The organism is Pseudomonadota bacterium (assembly GCA_026388255.1).
Lineage (GTDB): Bacteria > Desulfobacterota > Syntrophorhabdia > Syntrophorhabdales > Syntrophorhabdaceae > JAPLKB01.
On record JAPLKC010000089.1, the window covers coordinates 167,576 to 190,791 of the forward strand.

General features: G+C 41.1%; 26 protein-coding genes. 1 reads left to right on the top strand and 25 read right to left on the bottom strand.

Going from position 1 to position 23,216, the window contains the following annotated elements; all coding sequences use genetic code 11:
* Positions 1–178: 178 nt before the first annotated feature.
* The 19 genes from NT178_13160 to NT178_13250 all read right to left on the bottom strand — a co-directional run bounded on the left by NT178_13160 (position 179) and on the right by NT178_13250 (position 14,889).
* Positions 179–601, bottom strand: coding sequence for a flagellar protein FliS (locus NT178_13160; protein ID MCX5813472.1), 423 nt, complete (start codon positions 599–601; stop codon positions 179–181).
* Positions 602–619: 18 nt separating this feature from the next.
* Positions 620–2,437, bottom strand: coding sequence for a flagellar filament capping protein FliD (fliD, locus tag NT178_13165; protein MCX5813473.1), 1,818 nt, complete (start codon positions 2,435–2,437; stop codon positions 620–622).
* Positions 2,438–2,441: 4 nt separating this feature from the next.
* Complete coding sequence (locus NT178_13170; protein ID MCX5813474.1) at positions 2,442–2,759, bottom strand: flagellar protein FlaG; 318 nt, start codon at positions 2,757–2,759, stop codon at positions 2,442–2,444.
* A 61-nt stretch (positions 2,760–2,820) separates the two neighbouring features.
* Positions 2,821–3,651 (bottom strand): flagellin, encoded by an 831-nt coding sequence (locus tag NT178_13175; GenBank protein ID MCX5813475.1) that lies wholly within the window; start codon positions 3,649–3,651, stop codon positions 2,821–2,823.
* A 156-nt stretch (positions 3,652–3,807) separates the two neighbouring features.
* Positions 3,808–5,484 carry a glycosyltransferase gene (locus tag NT178_13180; GenBank protein ID MCX5813476.1) on the bottom strand — a complete coding sequence of 559 codons (1,677 nt, stop codon included), beginning with the start codon at positions 5,482–5,484 and terminating at the stop codon, positions 3,808–3,810.
* A gap of 7 nt (positions 5,485–5,491) precedes the next feature.
* Entirely contained in the window at positions 5,492–5,878 is a 387-nt protein-coding gene (locus NT178_13185) for a flagellar assembly protein FliW (protein ID MCX5813477.1), read from the bottom strand.
* Positions 5,871–6,107, bottom strand: a complete 237-nt coding sequence (locus NT178_13190; protein ID MCX5813478.1) for a carbon storage regulator — start codon at positions 6,105–6,107, stop codon at positions 5,871–5,873. Before NT178_13190 ends, NT178_13185 begins: the two co-directional genes overlap by 8 nt.
* 11 nt (positions 6,108–6,118) lie before the next feature.
* Complete coding sequence (gene flgL / locus NT178_13195) at positions 6,119–7,012, bottom strand: flagellar hook-associated protein FlgL (GenBank protein MCX5813479.1); 894 nt, start codon at positions 7,010–7,012, stop codon at positions 6,119–6,121.
* A gap of 1 nt (position 7,013) precedes the next feature.
* Positions 7,014–8,423 (bottom strand): flagellar hook-associated protein FlgK, encoded by a 1,410-nt coding sequence (flgK, locus tag NT178_13200; protein ID MCX5813480.1) that lies wholly within the window; start codon positions 8,421–8,423, stop codon positions 7,014–7,016.
* Positions 8,424–8,855, bottom strand: a complete 432-nt coding sequence (flgN, locus tag NT178_13205; GenBank protein MCX5813481.1) for a flagellar export chaperone FlgN — start codon at positions 8,853–8,855, stop codon at positions 8,424–8,426.
* Positions 8,856–8,857: 2 nt separating this feature from the next.
* Entirely contained in the window at positions 8,858–9,163 is a 306-nt protein-coding gene (flgM, locus tag NT178_13210; GenBank protein ID MCX5813482.1) for a flagellar biosynthesis anti-sigma factor FlgM, read from the bottom strand.
* A 15-nt stretch (positions 9,164–9,178) separates the two neighbouring features.
* Positions 9,179–9,529: a hypothetical protein gene (locus tag NT178_13215; protein MCX5813483.1), complete on the bottom strand. Its 351-nt coding sequence runs from the start codon at positions 9,527–9,529 to the stop codon at positions 9,179–9,181.
* Between the two features lie 75 nt (positions 9,530–9,604).
* A complete protein-coding gene (locus NT178_13220) occupies positions 9,605–10,786 on the bottom strand; it encodes a flagellar basal body P-ring protein FlgI (GenBank protein ID MCX5813484.1) in 1,182 nt (393 codons plus the stop codon).
* A gap of 9 nt (positions 10,787–10,795) precedes the next feature.
* Positions 10,796–11,581, bottom strand: a complete 786-nt coding sequence (locus tag NT178_13225; protein MCX5813485.1) for a flagellar basal body L-ring protein FlgH — start codon at positions 11,579–11,581, stop codon at positions 10,796–10,798.
* A 10-nt stretch (positions 11,582–11,591) separates the two neighbouring features.
* Positions 11,592–12,341, bottom strand: a complete 750-nt coding sequence (gene flgA / locus NT178_13230) for a flagellar basal body P-ring formation chaperone FlgA (GenBank protein MCX5813486.1) — start codon at positions 12,339–12,341, stop codon at positions 11,592–11,594.
* Positions 12,342–12,346: 5 nt separating this feature from the next.
* Positions 12,347–13,135: a flagellar basal-body rod protein FlgG gene (gene flgG / locus NT178_13235; protein MCX5813487.1), complete on the bottom strand. Its 789-nt coding sequence runs from the start codon at positions 13,133–13,135 to the stop codon at positions 12,347–12,349.
* Positions 13,136–13,148: 13 nt separating this feature from the next.
* Complete coding sequence (locus tag NT178_13240; GenBank protein MCX5813488.1) at positions 13,149–13,871, bottom strand: flagellar hook-basal body protein; 723 nt, start codon at positions 13,869–13,871, stop codon at positions 13,149–13,151.
* A gap of 266 nt (positions 13,872–14,137) precedes the next feature.
* Entirely contained in the window at positions 14,138–14,374 is a 237-nt protein-coding gene (locus NT178_13245; protein ID MCX5813489.1) for a hypothetical protein, read from the bottom strand.
* Between the two features lie 47 nt (positions 14,375–14,421).
* A complete protein-coding gene (locus tag NT178_13250) occupies positions 14,422–14,889 on the bottom strand; it encodes a chemotaxis protein CheW (GenBank protein MCX5813490.1) in 468 nt (155 codons plus the stop codon).
* Positions 14,890–15,105: 216 nt separating this feature from the next.
* Here NT178_13250 and NT178_13255 point away from each other — a divergent pair, with 216 nt between their 5' ends.
* The gene (locus NT178_13255) at positions 15,106–16,326 is read left to right on the top strand and encodes an HDOD domain-containing protein (protein ID MCX5813491.1); all 1,221 of its coding nucleotides are present in this window, start codon (positions 15,106–15,108) and stop codon (positions 16,324–16,326) included.
* 115 nt (positions 16,327–16,441) lie between these two features.
* Here NT178_13255 and NT178_13260 read toward each other — a convergent pair whose 3' ends face one another.
* The 6 genes from NT178_13260 to NT178_13285 are packed head-to-tail and all read right to left on the bottom strand — an operon-like array spanning position 16,442 to position 23,201.
* Positions 16,442–18,220, bottom strand: a complete 1,779-nt coding sequence (locus NT178_13260) for a chemotaxis protein CheA (protein ID MCX5813492.1) — start codon at positions 18,218–18,220, stop codon at positions 16,442–16,444.
* The gene (locus NT178_13265; GenBank protein MCX5813493.1) at positions 18,220–18,591 is read right to left on the bottom strand and encodes a response regulator; all 372 of its coding nucleotides are present in this window, start codon (positions 18,589–18,591) and stop codon (positions 18,220–18,222) included. Before NT178_13265 ends, NT178_13260 begins: the two co-directional genes overlap by 1 nt.
* A gap of 3 nt (positions 18,592–18,594) precedes the next feature.
* Positions 18,595–19,419 carry a protein-glutamate O-methyltransferase CheR gene (locus NT178_13270; GenBank protein ID MCX5813494.1) on the bottom strand — a complete coding sequence of 275 codons (825 nt, stop codon included), beginning with the start codon at positions 19,417–19,419 and terminating at the stop codon, positions 18,595–18,597.
* Positions 19,420–19,434: 15 nt separating this feature from the next.
* The gene (locus NT178_13275) at positions 19,435–21,267 is read right to left on the bottom strand and encodes a HEAT repeat domain-containing protein (GenBank protein ID MCX5813495.1); all 1,833 of its coding nucleotides are present in this window, start codon (positions 21,265–21,267) and stop codon (positions 19,435–19,437) included.
* Positions 21,268–21,274: 7 nt separating this feature from the next.
* On the bottom strand, positions 21,275–22,321 hold the full coding sequence (locus tag NT178_13280; GenBank protein ID MCX5813496.1) for a chemotaxis response regulator protein-glutamate methylesterase: 1,047 nt from the start codon (positions 22,319–22,321) through the stop codon (positions 21,275–21,277).
* Between the two features lie 4 nt (positions 22,322–22,325).
* The gene (locus NT178_13285; protein MCX5813497.1) at positions 22,326–23,201 is read right to left on the bottom strand and encodes an HDOD domain-containing protein; all 876 of its coding nucleotides are present in this window, start codon (positions 23,199–23,201) and stop codon (positions 22,326–22,328) included.
* Between the last annotated feature and the right edge of the window lie 15 nt (positions 23,202–23,216).

Consider the following 23,216-nt stretch of genomic DNA (forward strand, 5'->3'; position numbering starts at 1 on the left):
TCCGGGGGCGAAAGCCGGGATCCAGAAATGCAAATTCAGCCCTGATTTTGTATCACATCTTGTGGATTATGAAAATAATGACAGCTCAAGCGGCGAGGCATGACAATAATTTGACAATATTATTTTGAATCGATCAGCTTCTATAAAAGTTTTGAAAATATCCTACTATCGGTTTCTTTCAGATCATTCCGGAACTTGTCTTAATCTTATTCTCCGAGGAAAACCGTTTATGTCTCTCGTTTTCATAAGCCATTTCAAACCCTTCACTAATCTTTGTCAGCAAGGATCTACACTCTTCAAGCGATTTTATATCAAGGGTAATTTGTACGCTTCTCAATCGCCTGAGGAGGTAAATATAGAGGCTGGAAAGATTTTTCGGTATCTCTCCGTAAGACCTATCAAGTGAATTGTCAAGGATTTCAATCGCTGTCGTGATTTTTGACAGCTCACGGTCCTTCAACAGATAGTTCTGATTTTCTATGGCATGTCTTACAATCTCAAACTTCTCCAAAAGAATTTGATAAACCTTGAGCAATACCTTCGGCTTGTCATCCACATCTACGCTTCTCTCAACATTGCGGTAGGCTTCGTATGGGTTCATCTATTCTCTCTTAGATAATTACCAGGTCTGTTTCCTGGCATCAGATGTATCAGACAAGAACGTCTTTAAGCTATTCGATTTGCTGATAAGGGACTCAAGGGCATTGTATCTGTTTCGCATCAGGTCAGCCTGTCGTTCAAATTGCTGATCCATTTCTGCGAGTCTGTCATCGAGGCTTGTTATCTCGTTCTGAATCGACTCTGTAATATCCTTCAGGGTCCCCGTATAAGGGTCTACATAGACATTCATCTTGTCATTCAGAGAGGTGCCGAAATTCTTGAGGAGGTTCACCACATCCGTCCTGTTGTTTAAGAGGGCTTTTTTGAGGGCATCGGTGTCCATGCTTATCGTGCCGTCGCTCGCAAAGGTTATGCCCGCAGAGGAAAGGTTTTTGTAAAGAGTATTGCTGCTTGTCTCGGCAAACAGCGCATTGGTAATGTTGTCTTTGATCACGGAGAGATTTACATCGCCGAGCAGGGCCTTGGAATCGGTGGCGCTGTATGTATTCTGATTTTTTATGGCAGTAAGTATATCACTGATACCCCCGATATACGTGGTAAGTTTATCGATTAGCGTATCGTTGTCTGCTAAGATTTTGACCTGTATGGGCGTGGCAGTGGCGGTCGTACCCGCCAGGTTGAGAGTTACCCCTTCTATTGCACTTGTCACCGCATTTGAGTGGGATGTTATAGCAAAGCCGTCTACTTTCAGGGAGGCATCCTGGCCTACGGTAATTGTATTCTTTCTCGTCCCCTCAAGTATGCCGAGCGTCTCCAGTACATTGTTCTGATCGGTCAGGTCCGACAGGCCCACGTTCGTAAGCTTCAGCTTGTAGGTCGTCACATAGTCATTGTCAGTGACGCTCACCACAGATGCCACGGTCCCCGAAGGAGCATCCGCATTTATGGCAGCGGTGATTGAATTGAGCGTAGCGGTGGAAAGGTTGATCGTGTAGGTCTTTCCCTTTATCGTCACCGTGCCCGACTGGGGATTATTGAGGCCAAGGAGTGTGCTGATCGTTTTGTCAGGCGTGTCGGCCTCGTTTGTACTGTCCCTGTATGTGTCACTCAAAACGTCAGAACCGGAGGCATGGGCAAGCTGTTCCGTGCCTGTGTGGAGTGTGAGCTGTTCCAGCACAGTCGAAACGTCCCCATTTTTCAGTGACATGCCTGCTGCACCTTCTGCGTCCGACTGGAGGGTAAGCCGGTATTCGGTATCGGAAACACCGATGATTGCCGCTGTAACACCGGAGCCTACACTGTTTATCTTGGTCATCACCCCGGCGAGAGTGTCGGTGGCGAGTATGCTGACGGCCTTGTTGTTTACCACGAGATCGCCTGCAACACCCAGGGCCGTATTTTTTGAGGTAAATACATCGGAGTTTATCTTTTCAGCCTTTGCAAGGGCAGAGACCTCCACAGAATATGTACCTGGACCTGCCGCAGTTCCTACAGTGACGTTCATCACATCAGCAGTCTTCACCTCCGAATTCGTACAGTAAAGAGAGGAATAAAAAAGCTTGTAGCCGTCATCGGAGTTGAACTTATCCTTATCGTTTATCAGCGTGGTCATAGCAGAAAGGGACGTATTAAATGACTGCCAGGCGGTAAGCTTGTTCTGATAGTCTGTTTTGCTCCTTGTATAAGGGGCCTCCATAGCAGTTTTCTTGGCGTCAATCGTCTTCTCGACAAGAGTCTCCCAGTCTATGCCGCTTATCACCCCGACGCCGGAAAAGCCTTTGCCGGTGCTGGTAGCGCTCTTAGTGTTGCTGGTAGTACTCGTAGTGTTGCTGGTAGGGCTCGTAGTAGTGCTGCTTATGGTTGTGCTATCGGCCATATGATTACACCCTCTTATTCGTTGTCCATTCTATGATCTGCTGAAATCTTTTCATAAAAGTTATTGAGTCGGCCCACGGGATCTGCCGTACGACCTCCTGGCTCTGGCTGTCAACAACCGTTATAACGACCCTGTCAATATCAGAATCATAGTTCATCCTTACATTCTTGGCAGACAGTGCTTCCTGCTTCACCTTTTCCGCAATCTTTGCAACCTCTTCGTTTCTATGTGGCGCCCGGATGTCCTTCGTTGCCTGCTTGTCACTCGAGGAAGTGATTTGCGTCTTAACGCCGGAAATATGTTTCGAAATATCTACATTCATGGCATCACATACCTTTTTTGGCTGCCCCCCTTGCGGGAGGGGGGCAGCATATCATCAGTCTTTATCCTTTCAACAGGGATAGTATCATCTGTGGCGCCTGGTTGGCCTGAGACAACATCGATATGCCTGACTGCTGCAGTATCTGGCCCTTGGTCATATCGGCCATCTCTGCGGCAAAGTCGGCATCCGTGATGGTCGAGTTTGCAGATTTTGTGTTCTCATACATGGATGTCATGTTATCGACCTGGAACTGGATCTGGTTCATGGTGGCGCCGATGGTTGCCTTATTTGAATTGATCGACCCAATGGCAACGTCCACAGCCGTGATATATGCCTGGGCGCTGGCAACGTTGGCCAAGCTTATGCCAGTGCCGTTTAAGGCTGTGGAGCCAACGGATGCCGCACTAACATAGTTCTGGCTGAAGGTTACCTGCTCAGATGAGCTGTTTGTGTCGCCCAACTGGAAGGTAAAGACGAAATTGCCGAAGACATCCTGATCGCCGTACTTGGTGGAAGTATTGATGTTGTCGAGTGCCGTTTCGAGTTTGTTCGATTCTATTTCGAGCTTGTCCCTGTCTACGGTATTCGATGATGAAGCCTGGGTTGCGAGCTCTTTCAACCGCAAGAGGATGTTGCTCACTGTATTCATAGCACTTTCTGAAGTCTGCAGCATGCCGATATCCTGGTTGCCGTTATCAATGCCTTTTGCCAGGGATGCAGCTTTCACGTTCAGTTTAAAAGAGATTGCCGCGCCGGCAGCGTCATCTTTTGACGAAGCCACCTTGGTACCTGAAGAGAGTCTCTGGAGAGCCTTGTCTTGCGTAGCCTGATTTGCTGATAAGTATTTCTGTGTACTGATCGCAGCGGTGTTTGTTGCAACTCTAAAAGCCATGATAAACCTCCTTGTTTTTTTGTTTTGGCATCATGCCATATTTTTTTGAGGGACTTGGATGAGGAACCTTTTCACCTCCCTTTGTTGTTGTCTGTCCCTTATGAATATATTATCGGCGACAGATCTCAAATCTTAAGTAAAATTTTAAGAATTTAATCAAGAGGGGGATTTAGCAGCAAATAAACCTATGCTCTGTTGCATATAAAGGGCAGCTTTCTTTTCATTTTTTTGAAGAAGCTCCTGGCCCAACCTGATGATATCCTCCAGGGACGGCTCCTTGTCCAGCGCCAAGGCCTGAAAAAGGTCCAGGGAGCATGCCAGCATCTTTTCCCAATCTTCTTTCAGGGCTGCAATATATATGTCAGCAGCCTTCATCTCGATATCTTTCTGACCATTTAGCCTATCCAGCAACCCTGATGCCTCTTCGTATCGGCACGTATCTATGTAGATCGTGAGCAGCCGTTTTGAAAGTTCACTGTCGCTGTCAAAAACAGGCCTCCATTCTGACGCCAGGGCTGTGGCCTTATCGAGGAGGCGAAGCTCTTCATAACAGAGCATGAGGGCCGACAGACAGTTTCTCGTCTTTTGACCCAACATTAAGGCTGTCTCAAGCTCGGAGGCGGCATCGGCCATATGCCCCCGGTAAATATGATACATCCCTTTCTTGTAGTGATACTTCCCGGTTCCAGGCGCCATTTTGGAGAGTACAGTGGTCAGACTCTCCGGGTCCCTCAGTATCATGAACGTATCGGATATTGAATCGAGCAGATGCGGATCGGTTCCACATTCTTTGAGCGCCTTTGTGGCATACTCTATTGCATCGAGTCGCTGCCCTTCCTTGGCACAGCAGAATCCTGCATGAGCGTGGAGCTCTGCGAGCATCTGGGGCTTGTTTACAGGGAAGATACCCATTTCAATGTCGGCCCTCTCGGCAGCCGCCAACTCTTTCAGGGCGTCAGGATAATTTCCTTCGCGCATGAGGACATTGCCCAGAAAATAATAGCTAAAAAAGTCTGCGCCGAAGTTGTTTTTCAAATCCGCTATATAGGTTTTTGCGTCCCCGTAACTGCATTGGGCAGCCAGCACATTGATCAGATCCAGATAAGACATCCGCCAGTATTCAGTAGTTCTGAAGAACCTGTCCTTTTTTGCATCCTCAATAATCTCTTTGTAGAGCGTCTCAGACTCTTTGACCCTGTGGAGTCCCATATTGGTCCTGGCCCGAAAAAACCTTACGATAATATCCCCTTTCTTTTCAGCCTGTTCCGCCTCCAGTATTTTGAGGTTTCTCTCAAGCTTCTGTACAATATTATCCGGGCTGTTATAACCATGATGCACTATTCGGAGTTGGGTGGTGAGGGTCGGTATGCCGGATCTTCTCAAAGAATAGTTGGGCTGCTCATGCACCCTCCCTTCGAACAAGATATCCTTTCTCCTGGGGAACAGACGTACCTGATAATACTCATCCTTGCGGTTTTCAAAAAGCAGTTGCACCAGAAAATGGAAAGCCTTTCCGCGATGCATTTTCAGGACTTCTCTCAGTTCACCCGGATGATTCGATTGAAATTCATCATCGCCGTCAAGCCACATAATATAATCCTTAGTGGCGTGCCTGAGGGATTCGTTCCTCGCTGCGGAAAAATCATCACACCAGTCGAAGTGAAATACCTTTGCCCCAAACCTCCTGGCTATCTCCACGGTTCTATCTTTTGATCCCGTATCAACAACAATCAACTCATCAGCAACACCCCTTACGGAGGCAAGCGCCACAGGGAGATTCTCCTCCTCATTTTTTACTATCATACAGACAGAGAGGGTGGGATATTTTGACATGTGCTATCTATCTTTTTTTTGCAACGATGGGAACGGACACCGCGTAGGATTCATCCTGAAGGATAATCTGCGTAAAAAAACCGCTCTTCGTGTTGACAATAAGGGGTGACCTCAGATTTACATACAGGATGTGATTATCTGGCCTTACAATACAAAGGACCGCTACATTTTCTATTGCATTTCCGTCCACTTCAAGGGTTTTTAAAACGTTTTCTTCCAGTTCAAAGCTATAATCTTCAAGTATATGATAAGGGCTTACCACTACAAATGAGAGTGAAGCCTCCAAACATGACAGCAGACGAAAGGGGGATATCTCCCCGAATACGCTTTCCATCGTATACTCTTCATGCTCCTCAAATCCGATAATCTTCCCTTTAAGCCGGGTCTCACTCATTTTCATCCTCTATAAGTTTCCTTATGGTTTCGAGGTTATCGAAAGCCGACAGCCTGTTGGCATTTTTGATCTCACGGACAAGCTCTTCTCTGACTATTGGATATCCCCTGGGCGCATCTATGCCAAGCCTGACTTTTCCCTTATCGATCTCAACAACAACTATTCTGATATCACCGCCATCGCCTTTGATTACTATACTTTCATTCTTCTTTCTTGAAAGAACAAGCATTCAACCTCTTATTACATGTAATTTAAAATACTCAACTTCATTATTGTTGACAAACTGGAGGTTGCCGCCTGATAAGCGTTGGAGAGCGTATTAAATTCAACCACCAACTGGATCATGTCAGCATCTACCATATCGGACATTGTAGTCGTCAACAGGTCTCCCTTTGTTGAGTTTTGCGTTGTCAGCGTCGTTATCGTGCTGGAGTAAGTCCCGATGTAGGCCACATTGTTCGCAGTCAAATCCAGCGCTTTGTTGATACTACCCATGGCGGTCCTTATTGCGTCTCCATCGTTATTTTCAAGCGCGTCCTTCAGCTCCTTTAACGCGCCAAAAACACTCACGGTATTTCCGTCATAAAAAGCGCTCTTCCCTGACATGCCCAGCTTCTCTTTTGTGCTTCCATCAACATAAACCTCCGGAACATTATCGGACCCATGGAAGGCGACGGAATAGTCTGTCTCATCCAGCACAAAGGCGGCCGTATCAGATCTCTTTCCCCCGAATGCATAGGTATTTCCCACCTTTGTATTACCCAGGGTTACAAGATTCTCTATGATGCCTTCTATCTGTACGGCTGCAGTCTTTCTGCTGGTTGCATCCATCTGGTCCGAACTCTGAGTTACGGCCAACTGTTTTGCCGTGCTCAAAAGATCTTTCATACTGCCGAATACCGTTTCGTAGGTCCCTGCAAAAGTACTGAGCCGGTCAAGGTTCCTTTTATACTGGGTATTCATGTTCTTTTCCGAGGTCATCTGGACATTCCGCCCATATATGACCGGATCGTCGGAAGGGTGCAGTATCTTCTTTGATGAAGATATCTGTTCCTGAAGAACGGTAATCTTCTCGTTCAGGCTGATGAGTTGATTTTTGGAAACATCCGATCTGAGTTTGTTTGTCACTCTCATATTATCTTGATACCATCCCTATTAGGGCCTGAAAAAGCTGATCAGCAACATTGTAAAGTTTGGCAGCGGCTTGATAGGCGTGCTGAAATTTCAGCAGGTTCATCATCTCCTCGTCTACCGAAACTCCAGAAATGCTCTCTCTCTGACTCACCAAGGCATCCATAGTGCTTTGCTGGTACTCTGAAAGCGCTTTTGCATTCTTCGCAAGTTCACCGATCTTGTTCTCCATGGCGGACACATAGTCGGAAAAGGTCGAACTGCTTCCGTTGATTGTCACCTTTTTGTCAACCAGAGCGGCGATGCTCAAAACTATATCATTATCCGTAGAATTAAGGGTTGAAGAGGCGGCAGCAATATTTTTCACATCATCCTTTATCTGATCGTTCACATCTATGTTCTTTGCATAGTTTCCCGTAATATCCGAAAAGAAGGAAATACCGGTGGTGCCGTTCAAGTTATAGCCGGTCTCATGAATCGTATTTGTTTCCGTTATTATTGACTTGGCCAGTTCGTCTACATCGTTCAAAAAACCATTCCCTATATGCTTATCCCGCATATCCACCAATGCCTTCAATTTTCCGCTTTTAATTCTATCGGTTATATCGGTAAGGTTTCCCGACTGGTCTTCCCAGGCTATCCTGTTAAAACCTGTAGCCTCATCGTCAATTGTTTTCAAATTCCAGTATTTATTTCCATCAACGAGGGTATTGCCACCGTTACCTGTTGATACGGTCAACCTTCCGTATTTATCCTCAATGGATGTGACATCTATCTCGCCGGAGAGTTCTTTGAACAGTTCTGCTCTTTTGTCGAGCAGATCCGGTGCACCGTCAGTGCTGTTGCTCGAGCTCTCGAATATCTGCTGGTTCAAATCTGCGATGGAAGACAGCATTCCGTTAATATGATTGATTTCGCTGCCTATTGTGCTGTCCAATTCCATCTGCAAACCCTTCAAATCGCCATATAGGTTCCGTATACCACGCGAAAGATTCTCCCCTGCCGCAGCAACAGTTGTTCTTGCGGAAACGCTTGTAGGGTCCGTAGATAACTCCTGCCATCCGTTAAAAAAATCATCTATGTTTGAGGAAAGATTTGAACTACTCTCCTCGAGGAGTGCCTCGATCCTCCCAAAATAACCCTGAAGGGTCTTTTGCCCTTCCAGGTCGCTGTTTTTGCTTGCGATTGCCTTCTCTAAATACTTATTGTAATGCTGAATGACACCATTCGCGCTTACACCGCTGCCGAGCGCGCCATTCTCCGTCAGTATGGATCGGGCTTCCCCTAAAATCACCTCTTGTCTTGTATACCCATCGGTATCTACGTTTGCTATATTGTTCGACGTGACCTGAAGCGATGTCTGCGTCGCTATCATAGCGGTTTTGGCAATATTGAGTATGGAGGATATGCTCATCTATATTTCCCTCGAAGGAAAGAAAGATATTATCTGCTGTTTTCTTCCGTAAGTTGCTTTATTTATAAAACCCACAACGTTCTCAATAGATGACCTCACATGATCCATCGAAAACGACAATAGTTTCATATTTTTTCCCAGAGCAACATTGATTTCTTTCATTGTCTGCCTTATATCGCTTGACAGGGACGTCCATCTTTCACTATTGAATATCGAGTCCTGATCGGTGATCTCCTTCAGCATTTTTTCTTTCTCATTTTCGAGGTATTCAATCTTTTTCAACAGTTCTTCTTTTCTGTTATTTTCTCTGATAATCCCTTCAAGAGAAAAGGAAATTATAGCGTCTCTTTCCTCCCTGAGAACCTTTAAAAAGTCCTTTAGTATAATCAATTCTTTATGAGTTATCTCAAATACTATCTGGTGGCTGTCCATAATTAAAAAATCTCATCCAAAAGGTGGCTTTTGAGCATACTTCTTGCCACAAGCTCGCCCTTTACATTATATGTCTCCGCTTTAATAGCCTCTCTGATCTGATCTACCTTCTCCTGCCTGATAACAGGCAATGCCATAACCTTTTCCTTAATCGTCTCAATCTCCTGCTTTCTGCTCGACAACTCAACTTTGTCGGACATATCACTGTTACCATTTCCGGTAGTTGTGTTTTCTTTCAAGGGCCTGTTGTTAGGAGCTTTGATAAGATTATCAAGTAAACTGACGTTCTTATCGTTCAATATTTTCATAAAATACCTCCTTTTTTACTTAACAACATTATCGCCCTTTTCTTTTAAAACTTTAATATTTCTGTCTTCTGCATATTTAATAAGCATATCTTTAATTCCCAATCCCTTTTTGGAAAGATAATCTCCCATTTTTTCATACATAATAGACATATAAGTCTGCTCCATATAGCTTTTTTTGGAGCTTTGCGTTGTTTTTCCGAGCTCTTTCATCATGGTAAAAATCAAAAATGATTCAAAATCCTGTGCCACTTTCTCAATATTTAGCTCCTTATTCTGGGACTCACGGTTGATAACCCGTGAACCATATCCTGTAAATGAAGAACTTTGCACAGCAGTCGGTAAATTCATTTTTATCCCATCACTCATAAATTTAACCCCATTTTAGATTTTGGATTTTAGATTTCAAACCATAAACTGTGAACCGTGAACTATGCACTTTTTTCATATTACTTCCAACTCTGCATGTAAAGCGCCTGCTGCTTTAATGGCCAGAAGTATCACTATTACATCCCTTGTTGAAACACCGATGGCATTGAGTGCGTTAACCAGTTCTTTTATGGAGATGCCCGCCTCCATTACGACAAAACGTCCTTTTTCTTCCTCCACTTTTATTTTTGTATCAGGCGTTCTAACAGTCTGGGCACCGACAGGCGCGAAAGGCAACGGTTGACTGACCTTTTCGTCCTCTTTTATTTGAATGCTGATATTGCCGTGAGATATTGCCACAGTTGAAATTCTCACATTCTCACCGATCACAATCGTGCCTGTTTTTTCATCAACTACAATCTTTGCCAGGGCATCAGGTTTTATATCCAGATTTTCTATAATTGAAAGGAATTTTACGGGATTTGCCTTTAAATTATCAGGTATTGTTACGTTGATTGTGCCGCCATCCTTGGCATATGAAGAATCTTGAAAAACAGTATTTATCCGTTCCTCAATTCTCCTTGCATTTGTAAAATCGGGAGTTTTTAACGAAATTATAATGGACTCTGTTTTAACATATTCATAACCGATCTCCTTTTCTATCGAAACACCGTTTGCAATCCTTCCCACTGTCGGGTGGTTTTTTTGTACACTTGCGCCCTGGCCTGAGGCAGAAAAACCTCCTACAACCATAGGCCCCTGAGCCACAGCATAGACCTCACCGTCCGCCCCCTTAAGTTGCGTAATAAGGAGAACTCCCCCTTCCAAACTCTTCGAGTCTCCTATAGAGGATACAACAGCATCCACTTTGTTGCCGACCTTGCTGAACGGCGGCAGGTCTGCCATTACCATTACAGCAGCGATATTATTAACTTTGGTAGCAGTTGGGTCTATCTTAACCCCCATTTTTTCAAGCATATTCGCGAGCGATTGATTTGTAAAAATCGTAGCCGATTTATCTCCTGTTCCATTCAACCCGACTACAAGCCCATAGCCTATCAACTGATTTGCCCTTACGCCATTTATATAACCGAGCTCTTTTATGCGGGCAGCATCGGACGGTTGCACTGTCAATACAAGGAGTAACAGCAAGCAGCAAGTGGTAGACAGAAGGCAGCTTAAAAACAATTTTGCATTTTGAATTTTGAATTTTGAATTCTTCATCCTGTCTTCTGTTATCATAAACTTTTCACTCATCACTACGTTTTAGAATGGCCATACAACATCAAAAATCCTCGCAAGCCATCCTGGAGACTGTTTCTCTCCAATCACGCCGACACCTGTCAGAATAACTTTGGCATCAGCAACCTGGGTTGATAAGACTGAATTATTGGCGGCTATGTCTTTCGGCCTTACTATTCCCTGAAACAATATTTCCTTTCGCTCATTGTTTAACGAAATCTCCCTTTTCCCTTCAATTGCAAGATTACCGTTTGGCATTACCTCAACAACTTTTGCAGCTATAGTTGCCTTTATGCTGCCGTCACGGGTAGTTGCACCATCACCTGAAAAATCATTCTTAACTGTCGCAGTCACCATACTTGCAGGATTGATGCTTGAAGGAATTTTGTTTGTTTCTAAACCAAAAAAGTTTGGTACGCCAAGACCCACATTAGCACCTGTTCTTTTCAGATCAGTAGTAGCCTGCTCTTTCGATGCAGTTACCTCTATAATGCTTACAGTTATAATATCACCAACCCTGATCGCCCTCTCATCTGAAAAAAATGTATTCGTACTGCGGCTGCCGGGCCATATGGTTCCACTTTTATTCTCTGTCTGAACTTGCTGTGATGGTGCCTGTCTGAATACGTTTTCAATATTAAAAGGTTCATTTCTGATCCGTGATGTGTATTCAGTACCTGCACAGCCAAACAAGACTAAAAACATCGACAGGCCCATACCAAACATTTTTATATTAATAAATCCGAAATCCGTATGGTTCAATCCAGCTAAAAACTGGACAATTTGAAATTTGAAATTACTTAATTTCATATTGCCTCCATTATAGGTCAACCTTTACAGTACTGCTACCGGCAACCCTGCCAACAATTTCTTTATCGGATGTCAAATTTTTCACCCTGATAATATCTCCGATTTTCCCTCTTTCAAGCGTTCTTCCCTTTGCCTGAAGCAAAAGTTTCTTATTCTCCGCCACAATGTTGACAGTGTCACCTCTCTGGATAACAAAAGAATCCTCTAAAGACTGACATGTAATAACAGTGCCTGCAGGCATATCTCTTTTCAATGCTTTGCCGACTACATCTTCCATTCTTGACGGATAGTCAGCCCCACTATTTCCGTTCATATATGTTTCCTTAACAGAAATATCGTCAGGACGCACAACATCGCCTCTCTTTGTGTTCTGCTTTAAAATAAACATTTTCTTTTTGTTTGATACTTTGAATGAGACATACAAATTTCTTGTCCTGCCGTTTTTTTCATCAATCTCTACCAGACATAGCCCGTCACCATTTAAATCCGGTATTCTAACGAAATCGATGTGCTTAACCCTATGCTTATCTTGCAAAGAACTTGGTAATGGATTTAATTTTATATAAATATCTTCCCTTTCACTGTAAAACTTTCTTATGAAATCCTTTAATTTCAATTCCACCATTGACGACTCTGTTGCAAAAACGACAGAGACAGTGAATAGTGAATAGTGAATAGTGAATAACAATAAACACAGAATAAATTTTATTTTCATTCTCCTCTGTTTCTCACTTTTTACATTTAGCGTTTCACTTTTCACTGATGTTATCTCCTTACATTGTTTGCCATCTGAAGCATCTCATCGGCTGCCTGTATAGCCTTGGAATTTACTTCGTATGCCCTCTGACCGACAATAAGGTTTATCATCTCCTGCATAACATTCACATTTGACATCTCAAGAAAACCTTGCAACAATGTGCCAGACCCGTTCTCACCGGGTTTTGAAGTAGTTGCTGCTCCACTTGCGTCCGTTTGCATAAACAAACTCTTTCCCATCGATTTCAGTCCTGTGGGATTTGGAAAATTTGCCAATTCAATCTTTCCAATCTGCTGGGGGTCGGATTGATTCGAAACTTTTGCTGAAACTGTTCCATCCGATTTGATAGACATTGAAACCGTATTATTAGGTACAGTAATGTTCGGTTCCAATGAATACCCGTCTGATGTAACTATCTTCCCGTCAGAATCTCTTTTAAATGAACCTGCCCTTGTGTATGCTTTTTCGCCTGACGGCATAACAATCTGTAAAAAACCATTACCTTCAACTGCTACATCAAGCTCATTCTGCGTTTCCTGAAAGTCGCCCTGGATAAACACCTTCTGAACTGCTGCCAGTTTTGCGCCATGCCCGATCTGAATACCTGTTGGGATTTGATTGCCTCCCTCAGATTTTGTGCCCTGCAATCTCATGGTTTGGTACATAAGGTCCTGAAAATCAGCCCGGCTCCTCTTGTAACCATTCGTGTTGACGTTTGCTATGTTGTTTGAAATAACATCCAGGTTTACCTGCTGAACATTCATGCCTGTTCCTGCAGTCCAAAGAGCTCTTATCATACTGTACCTCCTATTATCTTCCTATGTTTACCAATTTGCTCATCATGTCACTAAAAAATTGATCCACCTTACTGTAAGACTCATATGCACGCAATGTAGACATCATCTCTATCATTTCTTGCATAACATTAACGTTTGATGTCTCATAAAAACCTTGCTTAACCGTATACGCTTCGGGCGTAGTCTCAATATTGTTCTTATTACTGTTAATAAAAAGACTGTTTCCATAATTACGCAAATCCTTCTTTTCTTTAAAACCTGCGATTTTCAATTTATCAACAAATCTCTTGTCAATAAAAATTGAACCGTCACCTTCTATTTTAATGTCTGTTCCTTCCATGGATATCTCTCCCGACTGCCCGATAACAGCCATACCGTCAAGGGTGACAAGTTTTTTCTCTTTATTGATGGCAAATTGACCGTTTCTTGTGTACATTTGCCCATCCTTTGTAGAAACAACAAAAAAACCATCCCCCTCAATTCCAATGTCTAGCTTATTCCCGCTTTCAACAAGCGGGGCGTCAGAAAAATGGATATATGAGTCAAGAACATTGATATATGTATTTTGTATTTCATTGCTGTTTCCCAGAGCACCTTCACTTTTTTCAACATTAAACACAGGACGCGATGTCTTGTAACCGGGTGTCAAAGCATTGGCAATATTATTTGAAACTATTTCCATTCTTCTCTCAGTTAAAAACTTGCCTGAAAGTGTGCTGAATATTCCTTTTAGCATATTTGCCTCATAATTATTTCGATGCAAACACTGTGCCACCAGGTATTCCCACAATTAAGCCCATTGGAATACGTCCGACAAACACAGTTAGCAAAAGGGTGAGGAACCACGGGCAGGGGCGCCAGCCTACGGGTCGTAAAAAAGGAGAGGCAATATAAACCTCTACAAATTAGGTAATAAATTATTTGGTATGAATAAAAATTGACAGTTAACGGCTAATTATAACATTGTAAATAGGAAAATTTTTCCCTACATAGGCAAATTTTTCATACAGTTATGTCTATGCCGGCATGATTGTCTTTATCTTCTCCTGAAAAATTATCATCATTATTTATATAATTATCGGTATTTTTCATAGTCCTTCTGTCATTATAGTGTCTACCCTTATGTTTATTGTCATCAGTGACTTTTATTTTCAAACGGGGCTGTTCTTTGGAGATAGAAAATTTTTTATCCAATCCCTGGACCTGAGAAAGCAGATTAATATCAAACATTTCGCCCATAAATAACCCATGAAGCAATAATTATGCCAGGCTTAACTTTGTCTATGTTAATTGAAGCTTGCCATTTCAATTTCCGCCCTCTCTGCGCCCACAAAAATTTTCTTAAGTTCAAGTAAAATTAATAGCCTGTCGTCAAGTTTGCCTACACCTTCAATATAATCTGATTCAACGCCTCCGATTACCGACGGAGCCGGTTCTATCGTGTTACTTGGTATTCTCAAGACCTCGGATACAGAATCAACAATAAACCCGAGCACAAGTCCGTCCAACTCAATCACTATAATTCTTGTCGCCTTATCATAAGTCTTGCTTTCAAAACCCAGCTTCTTTCTAAGATCAACAATAGGAATAATTTTCCCGCGGAGATTGATTACACCCTCTATAAAAAAAGGTGCATTCGGTATCTTGGTAATATTCATCATCTTGTTTATTTCCTGCACTTTTAAAATATCGACCCCAAATTCCTCATTTTCCAATTTAAAAGTTACAAGCTGCAATATTCTGTCTTCGTTCATATGTTACCTCCTCCTTTTTTCATATAATCGGAGTATTTTTGCAAAACTTAAGATATTTTCCATATTTTATTTTTCCTCTTGTGTTAAAGTTTGTTTATAATCTTCCGATAAAAATATATGCAACGACTGGTTATTGATACATTAAATATGGAAAAATTCTGTTATAATATAAACCGTACAACAAATAAATTCTTTAAAGGTGTAACAAGCTAAGGTATGGAACAGGTTTTTATAGGCAGACAGCCGATATTAAACAAAAGTGAAACTATTTTCGGTTATGAGCTTCTCTTCAGAAATGCCTCAAGTCTGGTTGCAAACGTCACGGATCATTCCATGGCAACCGCGTCCGTAATGGTTAACGCCTTAAACAATATCGGATTCAACAATCTGGTAGGTAATAAAAAAGGTTTTATAAACGTAAATTATGAAATGCTTTCAGGCGGATTTACCGAATTGTTACCCAAAGAAAATACCGTGCTGGAACTTCTCGAACATGTTGAAATAAATACAATATTAATAGAACTTTGCAGTAATCTAAAGAAAAAAGGATACTGCTTTGCACTTGATGATTTTATATATAATGATTCCTATTTGCCACTCCTAAATATAGCAGACTATGTAAAGCTTGATATATTGATGTACGAAAAAAAAGACCTGGAGAACATCGTCAAGCTCTTAAAAAAACATCCTGTAAGACTATTAGCTGAAAAGGTGGAAACAAAAGAAGACTATAAATACTGCTACGGCCTCGGCTTTGAACTTTTTCAAGGATACTTTTTTGCAAAACCAACTATCGTGACGGGAAAAACAATATCCCCTTCCCAATTGGTTCTGTTTGAGTTATTCAACGGTTTATCAAAGGAAGAAGACATTGGCATTATTGAACGGCAGTTTAAGAAAAATCCCCAATTAGATATCAAATTGTTAAAATTCATGAACTCCGCCGGTTTTTACCTCATGCAAAAAATAGATTCTATCCGGCAGGCGATCATGATGCTTGGATATCATAATTTGCAAAAGTGGGTTGCTCTTATGCTTTTTGCCACGGAGTCAGCAGATATAAAATCAAATCCACTTCTTGAAAGAGCCACAATACGCGGGCTGATAATGGAATCTATCGCAAACAACATAACAAAAAGCAGGGCTAAAGGAGACAGCGCCTTTATTACAGGCATATTGTCTCTAACTGGTGTCTTGCTGGGGATACCCTTAAACGACGTAATATCCGATCTTAATCTGTCAAATGAAATCTACGATGCACTGGCAAAAAAGGAGGGCTTTTTAGGAGATTTATTGTATATTACAGAAATTTTCGAAAAAGAGGAATTAAACAAAATTCAAGATATCCTCAACAAATACAAGCTCGATATTAAAGATATACTGGCGGCCGAAACCAAAGCTATCATGGAATTTGAACAAATCGATAATAAAGAATAAAGTCATAACCTCCGCCGGAAATAACCATTGGATTGCTGCTTGGGATTGCTGCTTTTTGCCCCCTCAAAAAAGCTTGGTCATAAGGTGAATATAAACTCTATGCTCAAAGCTTATATTACTTTCTATGCATACCCTGCAAGCTGTTGTTGTTTATCATGGCAGGTATATCCAGAATTAAAATGACCTTGCCGTCGCCTCTTATCGTTGCCCCACCGACACCGTTCACATTTCCCATATATTCCCCGAGGGGTTTAATGACCACTTCTTCTTGTCCGATAACAGACTGGACCTTGACGCCTATAGTCTTATCGCCGATCCTGCAGATTACAAGATAACCGCCACGACCGTTACTGCTTTCAGACAAAAACACCTTCGACATATCCAGAATAGGAACGATACTGTCCCTGAGCATTAATACCTCATTCTTATCGACCGATTTTGTCAACCCCTCCTTTAGCTTAACAAGTTCAATGACGTTACTTAAAGGGATAGCGAAAAATTCTTCTGCTATCTTCACTATTAAAGCCCTCATGATAGCAAGGGTAAGCGGCAGTTTAATTATAAGTCTTGTCCATTTGCCCTGCTCTGAGTCTATATATACCTGACCATTCATTTTCTCTATATTTGTCTTTACAACATCCATGCCAACACCCCTGCCTGAGACTTTACTTAATTTCTTCGCAGTGCTGAGGCCTGGAATAAATATAAGATTCATGACATCTTTATCAGACAAATTGTTTATCTCGGTCTCACCCATAAGCCCTTTTTCTTTTACCTTTTCCTTTACAGCCTGCAAATTTATCCCCTTACCATCGTCAAATATATCAATAATTACATGGTTGCCTTCGTTGTAGGCGCTTATCGAAAGCTGTCCCTTTTCTTCCTTGCCGGCATGTCTGCGCTCTTCTGGCGTTTCAACACCATGATCAACAGAGTTTCTGATAATATGTATCAAAGGATCGTGTAATGATTCTATTAATGACCTGTCGAGCTCTGTTTCTTCACCGCTTATCTTCAATCCTATATCTTTTTTAAATTCATTGCAGAGATCCCTTACCATCCTCGGAACTTTATTGAATACTTTGCTCATTGGGACCAGCCTTGCCTTCATAATGGAAAGCTGCAGGTCATTTGTAATTACTTCTATGTAATTCGTTACTTCTTCGAGGTTATCCATAACACCATTATTTTCTGAACCTCGCTTTGCAAGGCCATTCACCATGATAAGTCTGTTTTTCCCGAGAACAAGCTCACCGACCAGATTCATCAATTCATCCAGTTTTTTAACATCTATCCTGACTGTTTGGTCATCCCTGTGTACCTTCTGCTTTGTCAAAATATTGTTCAACTGCCCTTCGGTGATAAGCTTTTCTTCAACGACCATTTCACCGAGTTTTTTATCCTGCGAAACCTTCTGTTTTTCAAGAACCTCTTCAAGCTCACCTTTTGTAAGAACTTTTTCCTCGACAAGAATCTCACCAAGTTTCTTCGTCTCAACCCTGCTTAGACGTTCCAATTCTTTTATGATCGATGACGCGTCTCCTTCATCAACGCCTGTTTCCTTTATGCTTTCCATCATAGACCTCATCAGATCTAAAGCTTCAAGCAGAATATCCGCTATTTCTTTGTTGATTTTAATCTCTCCTTTTCGCACCATACCAAGCAGATCTTCACCTTTATGAGCAAGTCCGGTAAGTGCGTTAAAACCCAGGAAGCTTGAAGTCCCTTTCACCGTATGGACAGCCCTGAAAATACCGTTGACAACTTCATCATCAGGGTTTTCTTCAATAGTAACTATATCCTGGATCACTTTTTCGATTAATTCGCTTGACTCTACAATAAAATCGTTTATAATTTCACGCATTTCATCATTTTCTAACGATTGGTCTGCCATTATTCTCCCCCTTCTAAAAGACTTTTTACTTTATATAACAAAATATTGGGCTGTATGGGCTTATTGAGAAATAAATTAACCCCGGCATCAAAAGCACCTTGCCTTAATTTTTCATCTTTGGTAGTAGTAAGCATTATTATGGGCGTATCAAGATGGTAATAATTATTCCGTAGGCTCTTAACCAGCTCTATGCCGTCCATATTGGGCATGTTAAGATCTGCTATGACTAAATCCACTTTTGAATCAATCAGTTTCTCCATAGCATCTATGCCATCTTCCGCCTCTGTTATCAAATAATCCTTTTTCCTAAGAATATAGTTGATCAACTTCCTGATGGTTGGTGAATCGTCAACAATTAATATTTTTTTCATAATCTATCCTCTCTGATAAGCAATTGATCCGGGGAACATTAAAGGCTTAAATGCCCTCGACAGATTGTGCAGTGATTCGGCATGGCCTATGGTTAAAAATCCACCCGGCTTCAGCGACTCGTACATAGAATCAATGACCTTTTTCTTTACCTTCTCGTCAAAGTAAATAAGGACATTACGGCAAAAAATTACATCAAAATACTTATATTTTCGGTAAGAGTCGGCGTCAACCAAATTCATATGGTCAAATCTTACATTTTTCTTAACACTATCCATTAGCCTTTGGGAACCTTTGTCTTCAATAAAATACTTCTTCCTTATAGTCTCATTCATGTTTCTTACACTATAAGGACCAAAAACAGCCTTCTTTGCCGACTCCAGTACCTTTGCGCTTATATCCGTTGCGTATATCAGGAAAGGGATGTTCTTCTTTGTGGTATCCATCATTTCCATTAACATTATTGCCAGCGTATACGGCTCCTCGCCTGTTGAACATGCCGCACTCCAGATTTTTAACGGCGATGTTAATGGGGTTCCGTTTAGATAGTTCTTCTGTACAATGACCTTGAATGCATCCAATTGTGGTGGATTACGAAAAAAACTTGTCTCATTCGTAGTAACTACATCATAGAGATTACTCATCTCGCTGTTTACTTTTTCTCCTCCATACTTTAAAAAATAATAGTAATCTTCAAATGTGCTGAATCCAAGCTCGCTCAATCTGTTTGCAAGCCTGCTTTCAAGAAGATACATCTTGTTCTCCGCGAAAAAGATGCCTGTTTTTTCATATATGTAATCTCTCAGTTGCAGAAACTCTTCTTTCGTCATTATGCACCTTTCCCTTTAAAAGGTTTCAAATCTTTCCAATACATATTCTGCGGTAGATCTTACATCTTCATCCTGACTCTGCACAAAAGGTCTTATATAAGGAAGCGCCCTCTTATCGTTGAGGTCGGAAAGCGCTTTCAGACTCCCGATCTTTATCAGACTGGCGTTATCACTAAGACCTTGTAAAAATATTTCAAATAAAGACGGGATTTCAAAAACACCAAGGGCCAATAAAGCATAATATCTTGTCCACAAACCGCTATTTACATTAATAAATATTTCTACCAACCTATCCTTAAAAAGACTCAATTTCTTGTCCTTTATAACCTTCAATGCTTCATGTGGAATATCTTTACCCATCAATAGTTTCTTAAAGAGATCCATATATCTTTCATTGTCTAAAAATTGACCAATCACACTGACAGTAGCCTTTCCTATAGTTGCATCCGGGTCATGTAAAAGCTTTTCAGTAAAAGGAAAGTTTTGATTGCTGCTCAGAAGAGAGGCAACAGATAAATAGAGTTTTTTATCTTCATTAGTGCCGTTGTTTACAAATTGATCTATAATTTCGAGCACACTATTCAAATCAAGCTTTATCAAGGCTTTCAACGCCTTTATTCTCACGTCAAAAAACCCTTTCTTTACGATCTTTATTATTTCGTCCTTCATCTCCATTATTTCCATGCTGCTGATAACCATCATGGCATCACCTATTATATGGCCGTCCGGGTCGGCAACAGCCTCCCTTATTATTGAAAGCCCTCTGCCATCGATAATAGCAGGGAGGTTTTTAACAATCTCCCTCTTCACATCTATAGATGATGCAAGATATTTTTTTAGTAACACATCTTCGGCTATCTTAATTTTTTCTATTCCGCTGACCTTAATAAAAGGCAACACATATTCCTCATCTTTATCCATAAATTCTTCGATATTATCTTCCCATACCTCTTTCAATTCTGCAAAAAGCAACAATTTTTCATAATATTCATCTTCATTCGGATCTACGTCTTTAAATGAATTGAGAATCGTTTCACAGGAAATGCTATTCTTGAAATTAGCTAATAATTTCAAGTTGTTCAATGATTTTTTATCCTCAGATTCTATCACATTTAAAAAATGTTCAAACAACTCATCGCCTATTTTTTCTTTTAAAGTTTGAAAGATATATTCATTTTCCTTTTCAAGAATAATTTTTATACAGTCCCCCCTCTTCTTCCTGTCCCATTTTTTTAAGATTTCAAGAATCTCATCCAGTATCTCTTCGCCCCCCAGATCTACCAATACCTCACATGCAACAAAAGATACCTCTTCTTCACCATGCTCAAATACGTCAAGAAGAGGTACGATAGCCCTCTTGCTTCCGATTCTTCCAAGGCTGTATATGGCTGAAAATTTTATCCAGTCGTCATCATTCAGCGCATCAAGAAGCGCATCAACAGCCTGCTCGTCATTAATCTCACCAAGGGCAATACATACGGTATTCCTTACATTTTCGTTATCCTCATGAAGCTTTTTAATAAGATAAGGTATGGAACGCTTATCATTAATACTACCCAATATTTCACATGCATAAACCCTTATATCCTCATTTTCATCATAAAGCAGGTCAGTAACGGTCTCCAGACTGCAGTATCCAATTTTTTTCAATATCTCCACAGCGACCATGCGAACGTTGGTTTCACTTTTCTGCAACAGTTGGGCGGTTTGCTCAACTACTTTTTTTGTTGGGAAAGCCAGCAGACCCTCCATTGCCTTTTCTTTTTCAAAACTATCGCCATTTTTCAATAATCCAATCAGTTTTGATAATTTTTTTTCGCTTATCTTTGTGGTTTTTGTTTCGACCATTTTCCCCTCACAATATTTTAATGATCTCTTCAGGTATTTTGTCTATCGGCAACACTGCATCTGCCATATTTGCATTTACAACAGCCCTGGGCATTCCATACACAACGCACGTATCTTCATCCTGCGCAATGACATAACCGTTCTTTGACTTTATTTCCTTTATTCCGACCAGCCCGTCATTGCCCATACCAGTCAATATAATGCCAAGAGAATAAGACCCGTATGTATTCGCAGTAGAACTCATAAGAAGGTCAACAGATGGACGGAATATATATTTTGAATCGTTCACAAACTCGACAACCACATCATTCCCTCTTCGTTTGATGCCCATATGGGTATCGCCGGGTGCAATCAATGCAATTCCAGGTCTTAGCATTTCCCCATTTTCTGCCTCCTTCACCTCAATCTGAGAGGCTGTATTCAATCTCTGTGCAAAAGACTGGGTAAACAATTTCGGCATATGCTGGGCAATAATTATAGGCACAGGGAAATCCTTAGGGAATCTTGTAAGAATATGCTGAAGCGCAGGCGGCCCGCCGGTAGATGCGCCTATTGCAAGTATCTTATGCTTGGTATGATTATTGTTTTTATTGGCATTATTGATGTTCATAACAAAAGGCTTTCGCATTTGCTCAAGCCTTTTGAGCAGAACCATAACTTTATTCATGGCAACGCTCTTTACTTTATTGATTAATTCATTCTCTTTGGTAGAAATGTTAAGCGAAACATTTGAAAAATCTTTTGTAATAAAATCAGAAGCCCCTATGTGTAAAGCTTCCATCGTAATTTCAGCGCCTTCTTTTGTAAGTGCACTAAACATGATAACAGGCAGATGGTGCTTGGCTATAATATGCTTAAGGGCTTCAATACCGTTCATTACAGGCATCTCTATGTCAAGCGTGACTACATCAGGCTTCAATTCATCTACTTTTTCAATGGCTTCCTGTCCGTTTTTTGCCGTACCCACCACATGGATATCGTCATCTTTTTCAAGCATCCTCGATATTGCACTCCTCATAAAAGCCGAATCGTCAACTACAAGAACTTTGATCATAGTCTTACTCGATTACCCCTTCGATATAATTATTAACACCCTTTAATGCATCATAGATCTTTCTAAAAATTCTCATTTCATCATTTGAAGAAATGTTTTCCCTGAACCTGGCAATTTGCTCGATAAAATCTCTATGGACTACCATAAAATCAATAAAATTAACTAAATCACTTTTAAAATCAATTTGATTCGAGAATATGTTTCCAAGAAATGTAACGGCAACGTTATCTATGTTTTCTTCTGCACTTTCGGGACTGTGGTGAAACTTAACGCTATCCGTTATTTGCTTCGGTACATTCCATAGCTCCAAAAGCATTGCGCCAATATATCCATGGTCAACGGAAAATACCTTTTGTTCCGCCTCAATTCTTGATAATTGCTTATCCTCGATCAAAAAATTTATACTGTCCCATTGATCCTTAAAATACCTATATATGATAATTATTCCTATATCATGCATTATACCGCTTATATAAGCCTCATTAGGATTGCCGAGGAAAGTTGCCGAGCTTAAAGCGTCTGATAATACGCCACAGATTATGGAATGTCTGATGAATTTATTCCGGTCAAATGCCTTATCATTTCCGTTCACCATGGAAACAAAGGGCATCTGAAGAATAATCTGTGAAAGTTGTTTATAGCCGATTACCGCTATTGCATGTTCTATCGTAGCTATATTCCTGAAATTTCGTGTGCCATAATAAGCGCTATTTGCTATCCTTAATACCTCCCCCACCATAGATGGGTCCATATGTCTTGCAAGATCGGAAGCAGAACTCATAGGGTCTTCAATAATACCCAAAACCTCTCCCACAATATTTGAAAAAGTTGGCAATAACTCAATTTTTTTTAACTTGTTGTGGATATAATCATTATCCATGTATACCATTTCTCT

Bases quoted from the DNA above. Each gene is read 5' to 3' on its own strand.
- NT178_13160 (MCX5813472.1), bottom strand. From the start codon at position 601: ATGAACCCATACGAAGCCTACCGCAATGTTGAGAGAAGCGTAGATGTG.
- fliD (MCX5813473.1), bottom strand. From the start codon at position 2,437: ATGGCCGATAGCACAACCATAAGCAGCACTACTACGAGCCCTACCAGC.
- NT178_13170 (MCX5813474.1), bottom strand. From the start codon at position 2,759: ATGAATGTAGATATTTCGAAACATATTTCCGGCGTTAAGACGCAAATC.
- NT178_13175 (MCX5813475.1), bottom strand. From the start codon at position 3,651: ATGGCTTTTAGAGTTGCAACAAACACCGCTGCGATCAGTACACAGAAA.
- NT178_13180 (MCX5813476.1), bottom strand. From the start codon at position 5,484: ATGTCAAAATATCCCACCCTCTCTGTCTGTATGATAGTAAAAAATGAG.
- NT178_13185 (MCX5813477.1), bottom strand. From the start codon at position 5,878: ATGAGTGAGACCCGGCTTAAAGGGAAGATTATCGGATTTGAGGAGCAT.
- NT178_13190 (MCX5813478.1), bottom strand. From the start codon at position 6,107: ATGCTTGTTCTTTCAAGAAAGAAGAATGAAAGTATAGTAATCAAAGGC.
- flgL (MCX5813479.1), bottom strand. From the start codon at position 7,012: ATGAGAGTGACAAACAAACTCAGATCGGATGTTTCCAAAAATCAACTC.
- flgK (MCX5813480.1), bottom strand. From the start codon at position 8,423: ATGAGCATATCCTCCATACTCAATATTGCCAAAACCGCTATGATAGCG.
- flgN (MCX5813481.1), bottom strand. From the start codon at position 8,855: ATGGACAGCCACCAGATAGTATTTGAGATAACTCATAAAGAATTGATT.
- flgM (MCX5813482.1), bottom strand. From the start codon at position 9,163: ATGAAAATATTGAACGATAAGAACGTCAGTTTACTTGATAATCTTATC.
- NT178_13215 (MCX5813483.1), bottom strand. From the start codon at position 9,529: ATGAGTGATGGGATAAAAATGAATTTACCGACTGCTGTGCAAAGTTCT.
- NT178_13220 (MCX5813484.1), bottom strand. From the start codon at position 10,786: ATGAGTGAAAAGTTTATGATAACAGAAGACAGGATGAAGAATTCAAAA.
- NT178_13225 (MCX5813485.1), bottom strand. From the start codon at position 11,581: ATGAAATTAAGTAATTTCAAATTTCAAATTGTCCAGTTTTTAGCTGGA.
- flgG (MCX5813487.1), bottom strand. From the start codon at position 13,135: ATGATAAGAGCTCTTTGGACTGCAGGAACAGGCATGAATGTTCAGCAG.
- NT178_13240 (MCX5813488.1), bottom strand. From the start codon at position 13,871: ATGCTAAAAGGAATATTCAGCACACTTTCAGGCAAGTTTTTAACTGAG.
- NT178_13245 (MCX5813489.1), bottom strand. From the start codon at position 14,374: ATGGGCGAAATGTTTGATATTAATCTGCTTTCTCAGGTCCAGGGATTG.
- NT178_13250 (MCX5813490.1), bottom strand. From the start codon at position 14,889: ATGAACGAAGACAGAATATTGCAGCTTGTAACTTTTAAATTGGAAAAT.
- NT178_13255 (MCX5813491.1), top strand. From the start codon at position 15,106: ATGGAACAGGTTTTTATAGGCAGACAGCCGATATTAAACAAAAGTGAA.
- NT178_13260 (MCX5813492.1), bottom strand. From the start codon at position 18,220: ATGGCAGACCAATCGTTAGAAAATGATGAAATGCGTGAAATTATAAAC.
- NT178_13265 (MCX5813493.1), bottom strand. From the start codon at position 18,591: ATGAAAAAAATATTAATTGTTGACGATTCACCAACCATCAGGAAGTTG.
- NT178_13270 (MCX5813494.1), bottom strand. From the start codon at position 19,419: ATGACGAAAGAAGAGTTTCTGCAACTGAGAGATTACATATATGAAAAA.
- NT178_13275 (MCX5813495.1), bottom strand. From the start codon at position 21,267: ATGGTCGAAACAAAAACCACAAAGATAAGCGAAAAAAAATTATCAAAA.
- NT178_13280 (MCX5813496.1), bottom strand. From the start codon at position 22,321: ATGATCAAAGTTCTTGTAGTTGACGATTCGGCTTTTATGAGGAGTGCA.
- NT178_13285 (MCX5813497.1), bottom strand. From the start codon at position 23,201: ATGGATAATGATTATATCCACAACAAGTTAAAAAAAATTGAGTTATTG.